This is a genomic window from Bradyrhizobium sp. CSA112 (genome assembly GCF_029051645.1).
Lineage (GTDB): Bacteria > Pseudomonadota > Alphaproteobacteria > Rhizobiales > Xanthobacteraceae > Bradyrhizobium.
The window spans coordinates 99,564-115,473 of record NZ_JAACFS010000003.1; the positions used below are offsets into that span (position 1 = coordinate 99,564).

Consider the following 15,910-nt stretch of genomic DNA (forward strand, 5'->3'; position numbering starts at 1 on the left):
TCCTGAGCGCACTCCTCAGGTGGCCGGAAAGTGAAAAGCGACCGAGTGGTTCTGCCGAGATCGAACCTCGCGCAAGCCCCTCGTTTCGAGAAACTGCTCGTAAAGTGAGGCCCGTACTCCGATAACCGCGCCCCAAAGCATCCACATCGTGTTCCAAGAATGCGTCGTCAAACCGGCCAGCATCAGTATTACAACAGCGAGCGTGAAAGCCGTGCGCATGTTGTCCATGTATGGGTCCGCAGTTCGCCCAGTAGTCCTTTTTCCGAAACCGATAAAAAATGACGCGACATTAGCCAGGAACAGAAAGACCACTATGGGAATGCCAAACCGGAGCGCCAGAACAAGCCAAGCACTGTCTACCGAAGCATTGTCGAAAAACTCGTCTGAATCCTTCCGAATCTCACCGAAACCATATCCACTCCATGGAGACAAACCAATATTGTAGAATGCACGATCCCATGTCGCCACGCGAAAGTAGCCAGTGGATGGGTCAAGCGTGAGGTGCGCGACTATCCAAGAGATTGGCTTGTTCGTCGTCAAGAATATGAAGCCCAGTGCGGAGGCGATGGCCGCTGCGAAGGCTTTCCATCGCCATGGATACGACTTCATGAGGCGATCATAACAATAAACGAATATCGCAATTAGGAATGCCAAGAAGGGCGCTGAAGACATCGCCAATAGACATCCGAGGAAACAAAGCCCAACCCAGCCAATTTTGCTGAGCGGGCGCGCTTCCGAGTACAGGAATATGGCGCCGGAGACAGCACAGAACGCTCCATAAAGAATTGGATGTGGAAATACTGACGCCGCCCGCATCAAGCCGGATCTGTACTCTGGCTCACCTCCGAGCCCGAGAGCGTCGTTCACTATTAGCTTTCCGGACATATGGTCGAGCATCGCGACAGCGACGATTATCGCGACAGCTACCTTCAGAACTCGAACAAACTCAGCTATTGCTGGGTGCCCAAAAAAGAATGCACGCGTCACAATATACCCGCCGAAGAACTCGAGAGTCATTGCGGCGGCCGATGAAAGCGACTCTTGCAGAGACGTAGACGTTGCGAGCATCCAGATCGATGCCAGGCAGGCAAACAAATCCGCTGCGACCAGACAACGCCCCTTTCGCAGCAACAAGATCAACGCCGGAATGAGGAGCAAAGCGATTGCCACCCGTTCGGGATTGAATTTTGTATCCCCGAGGAAAAATGACATATTCCCGGGTAAAATGACGCCTAGAAAGAACAGCCAAGCCGCGAACGTGTGTGAGCGTCCGGCTACAGTTGCATTGACGTTGGCGGTTGACACCCTCGGATCAGGCTGAATCGAGAGAGCTGCTTTCGGAGCGCGGATAATGCCATTCCTCAACGCGTGTAACCCCCTGAATCGTCCTTCGGGCTGCCGGCGCCGTGTCCAACAGAATTTGCAGTGATGGTCCGAAGCAACCGGAATTGATCAACTCTTGAAAAGCCTGGGTATCTGCCACACGATGGGCGGAATAAAAGGCTTGAGGACGTCGAGGGATTTTCTCCTTCTAACTTCGCCCGGACGCATTTTAAAAATGGTCGTGTGGTCGTCAGAGTTCTCGTCTTCCGGCCGACCATTTGTGTAGTAATACAACGCGATCGACCGGCGATATTTTCCTTTTGGACTCGTCAGAGGATCCGGATGTCCGTGATAGGCCGTATCAGTCGTTGTGAATACGACGACCCGATTTGCAATCGGTAGATAGGCCTTTTCCTTCGCCTTGACGTCCTTGTTCCATAATTCAAGCGCGCCACCCCATTCCTGCTTCCAATCATAGTTCAGATACACCAGCAGATTGAGGCGGCGGTCCAGACGCAGCTTCTTGTGCTTGTTGAAGTCCGCGTGGATGGCAAGACGACCTCCGCGCGGAATCATATGCAGACCACCACCGAGCAAATACGGATCAGGAATGAGGCCATCGATGCCCGTGAGCCGCTCGAGAAACTCAACAAAAATACGAGAATTCAACGAATTAACAAATTGCTGAATGTAAGGAGGAAATTCCTCCAACCGGTCCAGGCCGAGCTTCTGCTCCTCGTAGGTACCAGCATCGAGAAACGTGCGATTCCACGATGAATCGAACTCACCGGGATAGTCGGCGACAATCCTTTGAATAACCCTTTCGTCGAAGAAGTCGTCGATCCCGATATGGGGAAATGGGCGGTTCTCGGTGTATTGCTTGGCCCAGAGGTCACCGTACCGGTTCATTTTCTCCAAGGGCAGAAAAGACCTTGCATCGAGACATTGCGGTTCCACAGCTAGTGGCAGCGAGACTGCAGCAGCCATCTTTTGCCCTCCGGCACTCGACAAACGGATTAAATGGCGGAGACGTCAATTGCCGCTCAGTCGCCGTTGCATCAATTGCACCGCCAAATCATTCAGTATAAATACGTTCTATCATTAAATTGGACAAGAGAAATTTAGAGATTTAATAAATTAATGATTTAAATGTAAAAATGGGCGAAGTTTCGGCCGAGTTGAGCAAATCTCCCCTGGTAGCTGCTCTCCATCGAACATCCTGAGTTATGCCTGGATGCTGACGTCATCAGTCGTTTTGGGCAAGCTTTGCGCGCCATTTTCGCTTGACGTTCGCAAGCCACGGCATTGTTCGCAATGAGTACTTTGCCAGGCGGTTCAACGCCCCGACGGCGGATCGCAACGCGTTCACTCCGACCGCCTTCATGTTCGGTGCAAATATGTAGACAGGGGCCTCCTGGTAGTAACGGTTGGAAAGGCGCTCCTTGTAGAACGCATCTCCAATCCCGAAGTCGATGCTCGTCACCGAACCGTCCGACGGATCGCTGGACATTTCCTCCAAGGCATTCATCAGCAGATACATTCCCGGTGAATATTGCGCATAATCCGGATCAAACCCAAGGAAATCGCTGAGGAATGTCTGGTTACGAATCGACCCGATCCAGAAGGCGCGGGGCTTGCCGTCCAGATAAAGAACAAACGCCCGCAGCCATCCCTGCCGGGCCTCAAATTCCAGCCGGGATTCAATATGAGCTGTTTCCGAGAAGCCGACACCGAGGCCTCTTTGATATGACCGCTTCGCCACACTTTCGACATCACGCATCAGTCGCGCAATCTCATCAGCCGCTCTGAAACGCTCGATTCTGTTGTCAGGGAAAGCTTTGGTCAGTTGCCTCACTCTTTGTCGATGCTTGTAGCGCGCGTGGCTCGACAGACCAGCCAGAAACGTACCGGCCTCGCCCGACATGTCACGTATCCGATGGACCTCAGGGTAAGTAAGATGGTCCGAACACATCCATGAGGGCAGGGTGCTCGCATATCCGACGAGAGGCGAGTCGATATCGACGTGCTCCAGCAATGCTACGTCAGCTTCGCCAGCAGCTAGCGAATCCATGATGCTGTTGACGAACAATCTTGCGGTCTCGTGGGTCACCTTCCCAAGGCAACCGCCATGGACAAACCGTAGAATTCTCAATCTGGGAACAGGCAAGACGTAATAGCCCGCCTTAACGGACACGCGGCCTGTCTCAAGCCGCCCAGCAAGCAGAGCTTCGGGGATATCTTCCCTGTAGAGCACTACAACATGCGGACGCAAGGTTTCTGTCGAGAGACTCGCAATGAAGAGGTAAAAATCTAGGTCAGCGTCCCGGCCGGGGCGACAGCAATTCCAAAACTCTCGAAGAGTTTCGATCTCGGCACGAGATGTAAGAACCCCAATCCGGTGTGTCGCAGCTACATCAGTCATGACTAAGGAATTCGTCCATTCCACAAATCAAATCCAGCGCAATTCTAGAGCATCTCTACGGCAAAGATGGTATCCAGCCTACCGTCTCAGTTCCAGCGCACTCCATTGTGAAGCTTAATTACTCCTGGAATCGATCTTCTGGCTTGCCACTTCACCCGGCCAGTTCCAAGCGCGTTAGGCCATTCGACCCACAGAACGACCGGTGCCAGCAGCTTGCGGTTCTGCAATCTTCTAATCGATCCAGACCAGGCTTTTGCGCGTCAAGTTTGTCAGGTAACTGGCTACGAGTCCCCCGATGGTGCGGCATCAAAAACTTATCGATCCTAATTGAGCGGAAAAGGTCAATCATCGCGATATTGCGTGAGCCCACGCTCCGGAATGTCGCGCCTTATTTTGAAGGGACAGGAGCCCCTGACGCCAACTGGCGGGCTTGATAAATCCTCGCTAGAACGTTAATGGGCAAGAACAAATAATACAAACGAAATTAATCTTGATTATATTAAATATTGGATTTAAATGTTGCGGGTGTTTATCGCTGCGGTACGATATGCGGTCTCGGCGATCTGCATGTGGAGAGATGAATGGTCGAAAGAAACTGCGTGCGGGATAAGCGCTCCTCTTTGATTGAAGACGGACCTTTGGTGTCGGGCGCGAGTCCCAGCGGGGCGAGATGCGAGCCCAGCCGCCCGCGATGTTTGACATTTGCCCAAATGAAGGGGGCATCTTTTCGATGCAACACTACGACGGCGCCGCTGTAACCGCTGAGAAGCTCTAGCGAAAGATCGTCACAATGCGCGCCGCCATAACAAAGCTAGCGTTCCACAAGGGGTCCATTCGGGCAAAATTGTCCAGGGAAATCGCAAGGCGATTCAATCTATTTCCCTATGAAACCCGCATCGCAAATAGCGCAATTGATAGGCCGCACTACGGATACTGTGTTTTACAGGCCGCTAAGCTGGCCAGGAAACTCGGCCATAAGAGCGTGAGCGTAATCGAGTTCGGCGTTGCCGGAGGCAATGGACTCCTTAACCTCGAAATGCATGCCGCCGAAGTGAAGAAATTGATGGGCATCGAGGTACAGATTTTTGGATTCGACACCGGGCAGGGCTTGCCTCCGCCTGACGACTATCGAGATTTGCCGCATCATTGGAGGCAAGGCTTTTTTGCCATGGACGGCGAAAAATTGAAGGCGAAGCTGACGCGCTCGCAACTGGTTCTCGGCAACATAGCGGACCGCCTGCCGCAATTCGTGCGAGACTATAATCCTGCGCCCATTGGCGCCATCTCTTTGGATCTCGATTATTATTCGTCAACCAGGGATGCCTTCAAACTATTCGAATTGCACCGTGAGCATCTGCTTCCTCGCGCTTTCATATATTTCGACGACATAATTGGAGACGATGTCTCCCTCTTTAGTGAATATACCGGTCCGCTGCTTGCGATAAATGAATTTAATGCATCCCATGATACCCAGAAGATCTGCAAAACTACATATTTGACAAAGGCGCCGTATCCAGAGACTTGGCACCATCAGATCTACATCTATCACGATTTTAAGAGTCCGGATTATTGCCGATTTGTCTCGGACGAAGCTCAGCACCTACCGCTTACCACTCCGCATTGAGAGATTATTGGAATTCTTGAATGGCCCCGCTTTTCCATATCTATACCTGCGCACGGTCCAGCGATGTCAGCACATTGGAGCGAGATCTTTACCGTTCGCCATCAATTGCCAACTCTGATGTCGGTTTGACGATCCTGTGGAATCAGCCAAGCGCTGCAGCGGCCTACGCGCGCGCAATAGAGACAGCGACCGCCGATTTTCTCGTCTTTGCCCACTGCGATGTCTATTTTCCCGAAAACTGGTTTGAGCGGCTCGCATGGGAAATCGATCGCCTTATGCTTCTCGATCCCAGTTGGGCGGTGGCTGCAAGCGGCGGTGTAACTGCAGCGGGTGAAGTCGTCGGGCGGACGTGGGATTGCTCCCTGGCGCCCTTGTTTCCGGAAAATGGGGGGCTGTTCGGCAAGGCATCGGACGGGCCTGTTCCCATTGTGAGCTTCGATGAAATGGCATTCGTGTTGCGGCGCGAGGCAGGCGTATCTTTCGATCCTCTGCTACCCGAATTCCATCTCTACGGCACCGATATTGCTCTTGAAGCGGAGCGGCAAGGGCGGACCTGTTACGGGCTCGATATGCCCCTTATTCATAACGCCAAGCCGCAGTTGTCCCTCGGATCCGACTACGTTCGGTCATATCGCTATATGGTGCGAAAGTGGGCTGCCCGTTTGCCGGTGGCCACGACGTGCGGCGCACTCACACGCAATCCATTCGCCCTACCACTACGCAGATTGAGCATCCGGTATAAGGCGCTCTGTCGAAGATCTACCTACACAGACCAGCGCGTTTCCGATCCTTCCGCGAAGGTAAGGGAGCTTGGAATCGATCGAGTGCTCGCCGCTCCATTGTCTCAAGCACGTGTCTGAAACGAAAATGAAGGTTTCTGTAGTGCACGGTTCACGACGGCAGTTGCTGCCTCTGGATTCTCACAATCGTGTCTGTGATCGAAAAGCCTGGCTGCGGAGGGGGACACGTCGCGCTCGGCGGCGACACTATCTTAGTGCGGGACGATCAAACCAAGCAACGAACGGCGACTACGTCATGCCGGGCAAACATCAGAACGCTCTGATGATAAGGAAATGCCCCACTGCCGGCGCCACATGACCGATTGTACGACATGGCGACCGAAATGAGCAGCAAGCACGGGACAGTGTTGTTCTTGGAGCATGAGGCCTCGCGGACGGGCGCGTCAATATTCCTTTTGCGATTGCTGCGCTGGTTGCGAGCAAACTCCGAGTTTGGAATTCATATTTTAGCTGGAAGTTCGGGAGAAATGTTGTCGGAGTTTCAGTTCATCGGGACAGTCGACACAATTGAGCCGAGACCTACTCTCCCTTACAAAGTACTGCGTCGACTGAAAATGAGCAGTTGGCACGACAAGAACCACTTGGCTAAGCTTCGTAAGGGTCTCGCGCGCGGCAACATTCGGCTAATTTACGCCAACTCGATAGCAAGCGCGAGAATGTTGGACTTTCTTTCCTTTCTCGCCTGCCCCGTGATCTGCCATGTTCACGAGCTCGATGGCGCTATTCAAGGCTTGGGACTGCAGAATATCAGGGTCCTGGAACGCCACAAATCGCATTACATTGCGGTTTCTCACGCCGTGCGACAAAATCTTACAGACAATTATGGGATTTCAGCTCGCAGGATTCAGACGATTCACGGTTTCATACCGCTTTCAAATGCTTCTGTTGCACAAGATCCATCACCTGAGGCTATCAGGCTCGAGCTCGGAATTCCTCAACACGCAAAAATAGTATGCGGCTGTGGCTCTATTGAACATCGTAAGGGTATCGACCTTTTTTTAAGAGTCGCAGCCGAAGTCACCGAAAAAAATGGCGCTGCTGGCCCCCATTTCGTGTGGATTGGTGGAAAGCGTCAGAACGTACATGAAATGCGAAAACAAGTTTCGTCCTCTGGACTTCAGAACCTGGTCCATTTCATAGGAAACAGACCCAACGTTGCGCCATACTTCGAAGCAGCGGACATCTTTCTTCTGACTTCCAGGGAGGATCCGTTCCCGCTCGTGATGCTGGAGGCCGCGTTGCATCAGCTGCCTATTATCTGCTTTGATCACACGGGCGGCGCGCCGGAGTTTTTGCAGCGCGATACGGGTTTCATCGTTCCGAAGTTTGATATTGAAAAAATGGCAGACAAAGTGGTGGAGCTTCTTGCGTCACCTGAGCTGTGCAGGCGAACGGGAACGGCTGCTAAGCAGAAAGTCATCAGCTGTCACGATCTGAGCGTCGGCGGCGCCAAAATTGCAAGCATAATCGAATACATGCTGCGAGCAAGATCGACCGACATGTCCGAAAGTGCCGTGCGCGGGCTCAGTCCAGATCATAGTCGGGCGCCAGGTGTCTAAGACAACATTAGTCGCCAAATGGTGCTCCTGATGCTCACCGCCGCGATCAGGTGAAAGAACACGACCGCCGGCGGATCTGGCCCGGCAACGGACGATCGTCGCGCTCATAGATCCAGAGCAGGCCGGTTCGCGCCTTGCCTTTGGCCACGACTGACACCGTGATGTCAGCCGCGTGGATGCGTTCGACGCAAGGACATGGCTTCGGATCGCCGCTACCGGCGGCATCAGGGTGCCGTCGCGGCGCCCACCGTATCCGTCCGGTGAAGGCCGCCTTGCCGAGTGAGACGCGTTATTGAGAACTGTCCTTATGGACAGTGATAGGCGCAGCGCCCAGGTTGAACGGCTCGAAGTGGTGGACACAGGCCGGCGGCGGCGCTGGTCCGAGGATGAGAAGCTCAAGATCGTCCTGGAGAGCTTACAGGCGCCGCGCCAGGTCGCTGCGACGGCGCGGCGATACGGCGTTTCGCGCTCATTGCTGCTCCGATGGCGACGGTCGTTTCGCCCCGAGCCGAAGGATGCCAACCATCAAACAGGCTTGGTACCGGCGATGGTGGTCGCGGAATCGGGGGCGACGCCTGGTCCAGTCGGGTCGGCCGGCGGCGTCGCGATCGAGATCGAGTTCACGGCCGGGGTTCGGATGCGGATCACGGGTACGGTCGACGCGGCGACGCTAAAGGCCGCGGTCGCGGCACTGGCTGATGGACGGCCGCGGTGATCCCCATTGCGTCGGGCATACGGGTGTGGATTGCGACCGGCCATACCGATATGCGTCGCGGCATGAACTCGCTGGCCTTGCTGGTGCAGGAAGCCTTCAGGCGCGACCCGCACGGCGGCGACCTCTACGTGTTCCGTGGCAAGAGCGGCAAGCTCATCAAGATCCTTTGGCATGATGGGCTGGGTATGTCGCTCTACGCCAAGCGGCTGGAGCGCGGCCGCTTTCTCTGGCCGTCGTCGACTGATGGCGTGGTGACAATCACCCCGGCCCAGCTCGGCTACTTGCTGGAGGGCATTGACTGGCGCATGCCGCAACACACGTGGCGACCGCAGGCGGCCGGCTGATCGCTGTGATTTGAATCGATGGCACGATCGGCAGTCCGGACAGAGACCGCGTCTTGTGATTCTCTGGTCGGCGATGAGCGCCGATGATTCTCTCCCCGACGATGTGACCACGCTGAAGGCGATGCTGCTTGCCGAGCGAGCGGCCTGCTTGGCCGCGGAGGCGGAAGCTCAGGCACGGACACTGCTGATCGAGAAGCTCAAGCTCACGATCAAGAAGCTGCGGCACGAGCAGTTCGGACAGTCCTCCGAGCGAGGCGCATTGCTGGACCAGCTCGAGCTGCAGCTCGCCGATCTGGAAGAGAACGCCGCGCAAGCCGAGACTGCGGCGCAGATGGCCGCAGCCGACAAGATTACGGTGGCACCATTCGAGCGCCGCAAGCCGGCGCGCCGGCCGCTGCCGGAGCATTTGCCGCGGGAGCGCATTGTCTATCCGGTGCCTGCGACCTGCCCATGCTGCGGCGAAAACCGATTGCGTAAGATCGGCGAGGACGTGACCGAGATGCTAGAGTTCATCCCGCGCCAGTGGAAAGTGATCCAGCACGTGCGCGAGAAGCTCGTCTGCCGGGCCTGCGAGGCGATCACTCAGCCGCCGGCGCCCTCGCACCCGATTGCGCGTGGACGTGCGGGGCCGAAGCTGCTCGCTCATGTCTTGTTCGCCAAGTACGGCCTGCACCTGCCGCTCAATCGTCAGAGCGACGTCTACCAGCGCGAAGGCATCGACCTCGACATATCGACGCTCGCCGACTGGGTGGGCGCGTCGGCCGCAACCCTGATGCCGCTGGTCGATGCAATCCGGAGCCATGTCTTCGCTGCCGAGCGCATCCATGCAGACGACACCACGGTGCCGGTCCTGGCCAAGGGCAAGACGCGGACCGGCCGGCTCTGGACCTATGCGCGCGACGACCGACCGTTCGCCGGCCCCGATCCGCCGGCCGCCGTGTTCTTCTATTCGCCGGATCGTAGCGGTGAGCACCCGGAGCAACATCTGGCGGGCTATGCCGGGCTGATGCAGGCCGACGCCTATGCCGGTTTTGGCAAGCTCTACGAGGCCAATCGCAAAGCAGGTCCGATCATCGAGGCCGCGTGCTGGGCGCACGGCCGGCGCAAGTTCTTCGATCTGGCACGGCTCAGCAAGGCGCCGATCGCGGCCGAGGCGGTCAAGCGCATCGACGTCCTGTTCGCCATCGAGCGCGAGATCAACGGTCTCGCGCCGCAGGAGCGCCGGCACGTGCGCCAGGAGCGCAGTCGACCATTGATCGCCGAACTGCACGCTTGGCTGCGCGAGCAGCGAGACAAGCTCTCCAGGAACAACGAGACGACCAAGGCGATCAACTACTGCCTCAGCCGCTGGGATGCATTCACCCGCTTCCTTGATGACGGGCGCCTGTGCATGTCGAACAACGCCGCCGAGCGCGAGCTACGGGCCGTCGCCGTGGGCAGAAGAAACTGGACCTTCGCCGGCTCCGACGAGGGCGGTCGGCGTGCGGCTGCGATCTACACCCTCATCGCCACCGCCAAGCTCAGCGACATCGATCCACAAGCTTGGCTCGCCGACGTGCTGGCCCGCCTGCCAGATTACCCCGCCAAACGCATCCACGAACTCCTGCCTTGGAATTGGCGGCTTCAGAGCATCGCTCACGCGGCTTGAGCCTAATCAGTCCTCCACCCAGAACGGCCTAACCGGGGGCCGTCACCGGATGCGTACCGCCCACCCCAGTCCGTGAGCGTTGATGGCCCCGGAAGCGGGAGCGACGCCCGGTCCCGTTGGGGCGGCTGGTGGGGCGATCGAGATCGAATTTGCCGCCGGGACTAGGATGCGGATCACGGTCGTGGTCCGCCGGCGCTAAAGGCGGCGGTGGCGGCGCTGGCTCCGTTCCGTCGGAGCGCGGGAGACGGTGGTCCCCCTCCGAGACCTGTTGATAAACTGCGGCGAAGTGAAGCAGGAGCGTCGAGCGGGGCGCCCGGCAGCGGGGAATAGCCGCTGATTTGCGTGTGAGCAAAGCTCTGCCCGACGATCCCGAGGTGTTGCCGGCGGCTGATTCGCACGGCCGCTGATCTCCCTCGTAGGTGCCCTGTGATCACGCGCAGCCTCTGCTATTAAATCAACTGCGTCCCCTAAAGGTCATTGAGAGTTAAATGATCGATGGCCGAGTAATGTCCTGTTAAAACAGAAAGTGGCTATTGCTAAAACAAGACGTACTCTGGGAATATAATCTAAGATCTGAGGAATATGATCTAAAGATCCGGCAATATTCGTCCGGCCGCAGCCGCGAAGGTTTTATAAGCGGCTGTCCAGGATTCAAGCTCCGCATTATACGAGATTTTATTTTTCCGAATTTGAGATCAGGGAGGCTAAGCAACCTTGGCGATGGGGGCCAAATATCACCCCAGCGGAGCCGTGATGTGGTCGCAAAAAAGTCGTCGGTAACCAGCCAGTACGAGGAACGTACGAACCGTCGCATGATGGTTTATGGACTGACTTTGATTCGCAGTCACTGACTTTGGTTAACAGTCGAGGCATGCCGCTCGGGGGACAACTTCGAATTTGAGCGCATGTCAAAGGACACAAAAGTCAAATAATCAGGAGAACGGGTAGATGGCAGTTAACGACGGCTCAGCAAATGCCCCGAATGGATCGCCGCAGGTTCCGAACTTGCTGGATAGCTATGCGACGCGTCCGCCGTGGGAGGTGGCCGGCGTTGACTACGCGGTTGGCATCCCGAGCGGTACGGTGCTCAAGAACCCTTCGACCATCAACATGTCCGGGGTGTCGATCGACACCGCCAACCACCTGATCCGGGTGACCGGCAACAACGTCACCCTCGATGGCTACGACTTCAAGGGCTGGGGTGTTTACGTCACGAACGGTGCAAGCAATACGACCATCAAGAACTCGAATTTCCCCCCCGGCAGTTCGATCTACGCAGATCCATCGACATCCAATGTCAGCGTTATTGCCAACACGTTCGATCACACCGGTGATCGGGAATCGTCGGCATTCGTCACGTTGTCTGGCTCGGGAAACAAGATCGTGCAGTACAACTACATGCACGATAGCGCGCAGCATTTCGTTGAACTCAACAACGGCGGCACGGTCAATTACAGCTACAATCTGATCATGGACGGCGGCACCGTCGCCGGTGCCCACCTCAATGTCTTGCAAATGATGGGCAGTTTTCCGAACACTGTCGTCTCCTACAATACGATCTATCAGTCACCACAGGCGGCTGGCGGCGAACTGATTCAGCTTGCTGATGGCGGTAATGGCCTCATTGCCAATAACACGATCATCGCGATCCCGGATGCGTCGGGCGATCCATCAGTCTCGGCCATGATCCATGCCCAGCCGGGAGAAACCGGTGTGGTGCAGAATAACTACATGTATGGCGGCGGAGCCTACTACTACTTCTATCCGGGGAGTGGGGGCGGTATCTCGATGACATATTCCGGCAACGTCGACATGGCGACCGGGAAGACGATCAACAAAGACAATAGCGTGACTGGAACGGCAACTCCGCCAACCACGCCGACCACTGTAGCCGCCCCTGTCATCGAATCTTTCTCCACGGACAGCGGAACTACCGGCGATCACATCACCAACGACAACACGTTGACCCTGACCGGCAGGGCCCCCGCCAACAGCACGGTGAAGGTTTACGAAGGCTCGACCCAAATTGGCACCACGACCGCCAATTCGAGCGGTGCGTGGAGCTACACCACGTCTGCGCTGTCGGACGCCAGTCACACGCTGAAGGCGACCGCGACCAACTCGTCGGGACAGACCAGCGCGGCCTCATCCACGCTGTCAGTCGCGGTCGATACCAAAGCGCCGGCTGCGCCAACGATTGCCAGCAATACCGTCAACAGCGCGAGTCAGGTGGCGCTGTCGGGAAATGCCGAGGCGAACAGCACGATCAAGGTTTATGACGGCACGACGCAAGTCGGCACCGCCACCGCAAACTCGAACGGGGCCTGGAGCCTTACGACCTCTGCTCTAACGACCGGCTCGCATACCCTGACGGCGAAGGCGACCGACGCTGCAGGCAACGCGAGCGTCGCGTCCTCGGCTGTGAATCCCGTCATTGGAACCGGTTCCAACCCGGCTCCCAATCCCAACCCTACTCCCAATCCGGGTGGCGGGGCAGGCGATGGCTCCAGCAATGCGCCGGCGGGAGCCCCCCAGGTTGCGAACCTGCTCAACGAGTATGGGGCGAACCGGGCGCCGTGGAAGGTTGCCGGCGTGGATTATCATGTCGGGGTACCCGACGGCCAGGTATTGAAGAATCCGGCGACGATCTCCATGGCTGGGGTGACGGTGAATGCGTCGAGCCACATCGTGACCGTCACGGGCAACAACGTCACCCTTGATGGCTACGATTTCTCCCTGAACGGCGGCTGGGGCGTGGTCATTAACGGCACCAATACGACGATCCTGAATTCCAACTTCAAGATCGGCGCCAACGGCAATGCCCCGATCCTCGGGACGCAATCGTCCGGGAACGTGTATGTCGGCAACACCACCATCGACGGCAGCAACGTTGGCGTGGCGGGCACGCAAGGACAGCATGGCCTCATCACGATGCGCGGTTCAGGTACGCTGACGGTGGATCATTCCTGGCTCAAGAATGCCGGCAACGACATGATCCAGATGCATAATAGTGGGCCAGCCGCTGTTGTGATCCAGTATAATCTGATCCAGAACGCCGGAATGACTCCGGGCGCGCATGGCGACTATTTGGAATTCGTTGGTGGGCCGTACACCGCCACCGTCATGTACAATACGACCACCCAGAATGGCGGTATTACGCAGGGCTTCATGATCGAGTCCGATCTCGCCGACAGCGCGGGCAATATTACCCTCAAGGGTATCATTACCTCTGGCGAAATTGGCTATAATACGATGATGGGCAGCGTCAACGCGTTCACCGCGGTCACGGTGCCGTCTCTCGTGAACACGTTCAAGGTGCACGACAACTATTTCGATCCGTCAGAATCTCTCGCGGGGCTGGCCATCGGTGGCATCCGTGGCGGCCCGAACGACAGCAGCGCCAAGACAGTGTACGTGCACAACGTAAATATGGTGTCGGGCAGCATTCTGCAGGATGCAAATGCCCCCACGACGCCGAGCACGCCAAGCGCTCCAGTGATCGCCTCCTTCTCCAACGATACCGGAGCGGCCGGCGATGGCATCACCAACGATAATACCCTCGCGTTGAAGGGGACCGCTGCGGCCAACAGCACCATCAAGATTTACGATGGCTCGACCCAGATCGGTGCAGCGACCGCCAGCTCGACGGGGAGCTGGGACTACATCACCTCGGTCCTGACCGACGCCAAGCACGTGCTGACCGCGACCGCGACCAGCCCGAGCGGCCAGACCAGCGCCAAGTCCGGTGCGGTGACCGTGACGGTGGATACGGCGGCGCCGACTACCCCGGTCTTGAGCACCAACGCCATCGTCAATACCAATCAGGTTAAGCTGTCCGGGACCGCGGAGGCCAACAGCACGGTCACCGTCTACGACGGGACCACGGTGGTCGGGACGGGGACGACGAGCTCGACCGGGGCCTGGAGCATCACGACGAACGCCTTGTCGACTGGCGCGCATACGCTGACGGCCAAGGCTGCGGACGTGGCAGGCAATGTGAGCGCCGCGTCGCAGTCGGTCAGCAGTGCGATCAGTGGGTCGACTCCGACAACGCCAACAACGCCGAGCACGCCATCCTCGCTAGTCGAGTCGGCTGGTGCGACGAGTCTCGTTGAGAACGGCGGTAAATATTACCTCGACAGCGGCAGCGGATCGGGCCCCTCGCTGAAGTATCGCGGTGCGGATTTTGTGGACGGACAAGATGGCACCTGGACGCCGATCGGTGCGGAGAAGACGGCGACGGGCTATCAGGTTGCCTGGAAGGAGGCGAGCACCGGTCAGTACACGGCCTGGAACACCGACAGCAACGGCAACTACGTTTCCCATGTCAGCGCCCTGACCGGCTCCGTGTCGGGCGGCCAGGTGTCGGGTACGAACTCTGGCCTAAAAACGCTCGAGACGAGCTTCCGTCAGGATCTCAACGGTGACGGGCTGATCGGTGCTTCCAGTGTAGGCACACCGACGTCGCCAACGCCAACTCCGAGCAAGCAAGTCGAGTCGGCTGGTGCGACAAGTCTCGTTGAGAGCGGCGGCAAATATTACCTCAACAGCAGCAGCGGATCCGGCCCCACATTGAAGTATGGCGGCGCGGATTTTGTGGACGGGCAAGATGGCACCTGGACGCCGATCGGTGCGGAAAAGACGGCGACGGGCTATCAGGTTGCCTGGAAGGAGGCGAGCACCGGACAGTACACGGCCTGGAACACCGACAACAACGGCAACTACGTTTCCCATGTCAGCACCCTGACCGGCTCCGCGTCGGGCGGCCAGGTGTCGGGTACGAACTCTGTCCTAAAAACGCTCGAGACGAGCTTCCATCAGGATCTCAACGGTGACGGACAGATCGGTGCTTCCAGTGCAGCTGCGCCGACTTCGTCTGTCGCTTTGACCACCATGTACAAGAACTGGAGCGACATCGTCACCATCAAAGGCGTCGCCGATGCCAACAGTCAGATCAAGCTGTATGATGGCAACACGTCGATTGGAAAAGTTACTGCGGCAGCCGATGGTACCTGGTCCTACCAGACATCGTCGGCCGTGTCCGACACGGTTCACACCTATACCGCCAAGCAGATCGATAGCGCTGGCCAGGTCGTCGGTACTTCAGGGGGCGCGATTCTTGGCTCGACAGCCAGCAACACGCTGAAGAGCACCTCGGGTAATGACATCCTGGTTGGCGGCGGCCAACACGATACTTTCGTGTTTGCCGCAAACTTCGGCCGCGACGTCATCAAGGATTTCGCGGCGAGCGGAACTGCGCAAGACACGATCCAATTCAGCAGGACAGTATTCGACAGCTTTGCGAGCGTTCTCTCGCACGCGAGCCAAGTTGGTCAGGACGTCGTCATTTCCACCGGAAGCGACGCGCTTACGCTGAAGAACACCAAACTGAGCGCGCTTAATAGCGGCGACTTCCACTTTGCGTGAGCTGGGGGTTTGTAAAAGGAGTTGGTAACATCTGCCTTGGGGACACCC

Annotated in this window: 10 protein-coding genes and 1 pseudogene; 7 read left to right on the forward strand and 4 right to left on the reverse strand. The window is 57.2% G+C overall.

What is annotated here, in order from left to right; genetic code table 11:
• Window positions 1–15: 15 nt before the first annotated feature.
• From GWE18_RS08090 to GWE18_RS08100, 3 genes are all read right to left on the reverse strand, one after another.
• The gene (locus tag GWE18_RS08090; protein ID WP_275185250.1) at window positions 16–1,305 is read right to left on the reverse strand and encodes an O-antigen ligase family protein; all 1,290 of its coding nucleotides are present in this window, start codon (window positions 1,303–1,305) and stop codon (window positions 16–18) included.
• 147 nt (window positions 1,306–1,452) lie between these two features.
• A complete protein-coding gene (locus tag GWE18_RS08095; protein WP_275185251.1) occupies window positions 1,453–2,310 on the reverse strand; it encodes a 2OG-Fe(II) oxygenase in 858 nt (285 codons plus the stop codon).
• Between the two features lie 259 nt (window positions 2,311–2,569).
• Window positions 2,570–3,412: a GNAT family N-acetyltransferase gene (locus GWE18_RS08100; protein WP_275185252.1), complete on the reverse strand. Its 843-nt coding sequence runs from the start codon at window positions 3,410–3,412 to the stop codon at window positions 2,570–2,572.
• Window positions 3,413–4,535: 1,123 nt separating this feature from the next.
• Here GWE18_RS08100 and GWE18_RS08105 point away from each other — a divergent pair.
• The 3 genes from GWE18_RS08105 (at window position 4,536) to GWE18_RS08115 (ending at window position 7,728) form a co-directional block, all read left to right on the forward strand.
• On the forward strand, window positions 4,536–5,369 hold the full coding sequence (locus GWE18_RS08105; RefSeq protein ID WP_275185253.1) for a hypothetical protein: 834 nt from the start codon (window positions 4,536–4,538) through the stop codon (window positions 5,367–5,369).
• A gap of 20 nt (window positions 5,370–5,389) precedes the next feature.
• The gene (locus GWE18_RS08110; RefSeq protein ID WP_275185254.1) at window positions 5,390–6,229 is read left to right on the forward strand and encodes a hypothetical protein; all 840 of its coding nucleotides are present in this window, start codon (window positions 5,390–5,392) and stop codon (window positions 6,227–6,229) included.
• Window positions 6,230–6,492: 263 nt separating this feature from the next.
• Window positions 6,493–7,728 (forward strand): glycosyltransferase family 4 protein, encoded by a 1,236-nt coding sequence (locus GWE18_RS08115; RefSeq protein ID WP_275185255.1) that lies wholly within the window; start codon window positions 6,493–6,495, stop codon window positions 7,726–7,728.
• Between the two features lie 12 nt (window positions 7,729–7,740).
• On the opposite strand, the pseudogene GWE18_RS08120 reads toward GWE18_RS08115, so the two are convergent.
• Window positions 7,741–7,935, reverse strand: a pseudogene (locus GWE18_RS08120) (transposase); the annotation flags it as partial.
• Between the two features lie 100 nt (window positions 7,936–8,035).
• On the opposite strand from GWE18_RS08120, the gene GWE18_RS08125 reads away from it, so the two are divergent.
• From GWE18_RS08125 to GWE18_RS08140, 4 genes are all read left to right on the forward strand, one after another.
• Window positions 8,036–8,443 (forward strand): transposase, encoded by a 408-nt coding sequence (locus tag GWE18_RS08125; protein ID WP_275185256.1) that lies wholly within the window; start codon window positions 8,036–8,038, stop codon window positions 8,441–8,443.
• Window positions 8,440–8,787: an IS66 family insertion sequence element accessory protein TnpB gene (tnpB, locus tag GWE18_RS08130; protein WP_275185257.1), complete on the forward strand. Its 348-nt coding sequence runs from the start codon at window positions 8,440–8,442 to the stop codon at window positions 8,785–8,787. Before GWE18_RS08125 ends, tnpB begins: the two co-directional genes overlap by 4 nt.
• 73 nt (window positions 8,788–8,860) lie before the next feature.
• Window positions 8,861–10,435: an IS66 family transposase gene (locus GWE18_RS08135; protein ID WP_275185258.1), complete on the forward strand. Its 1,575-nt coding sequence runs from the start codon at window positions 8,861–8,863 to the stop codon at window positions 10,433–10,435.
• 948 nt (window positions 10,436–11,383) lie between these two features.
• The gene (locus GWE18_RS08140) at window positions 11,384–15,862 is read left to right on the forward strand and encodes an Ig-like domain-containing protein (RefSeq protein WP_275185259.1); all 4,479 of its coding nucleotides are present in this window, start codon (window positions 11,384–11,386) and stop codon (window positions 15,860–15,862) included.
• Window positions 15,863–15,910: the final 48 nt, after the last annotated feature.

Bases quoted from the DNA above. Each gene is read 5' to 3' on its own strand.
- GWE18_RS08095 (WP_275185251.1), bottom strand. From the start codon at position 2,310: ATGGCTGCTGCAGTCTCGCTGCCACTAGCTGTGGAACCGCAATGTCTC.
- GWE18_RS08105 (WP_275185253.1), top strand. From the start codon at position 4,536: ATGCGCGCCGCCATAACAAAGCTAGCGTTCCACAAGGGGTCCATTCGG.
- GWE18_RS08110 (WP_275185254.1), top strand. From the start codon at position 5,390: ATGGCCCCGCTTTTCCATATCTATACCTGCGCACGGTCCAGCGATGTC.
- GWE18_RS08115 (WP_275185255.1), top strand. From the start codon at position 6,493: ATGAGCAGCAAGCACGGGACAGTGTTGTTCTTGGAGCATGAGGCCTCG.
- GWE18_RS08125 (WP_275185256.1), top strand. From the start codon at position 8,036: ATGGACAGTGATAGGCGCAGCGCCCAGGTTGAACGGCTCGAAGTGGTG.
- GWE18_RS08135 (WP_275185258.1), top strand. From the start codon at position 8,861: ATGAGCGCCGATGATTCTCTCCCCGACGATGTGACCACGCTGAAGGCG.
- GWE18_RS08140 (WP_275185259.1), top strand. From the start codon at position 11,384: ATGGCAGTTAACGACGGCTCAGCAAATGCCCCGAATGGATCGCCGCAG.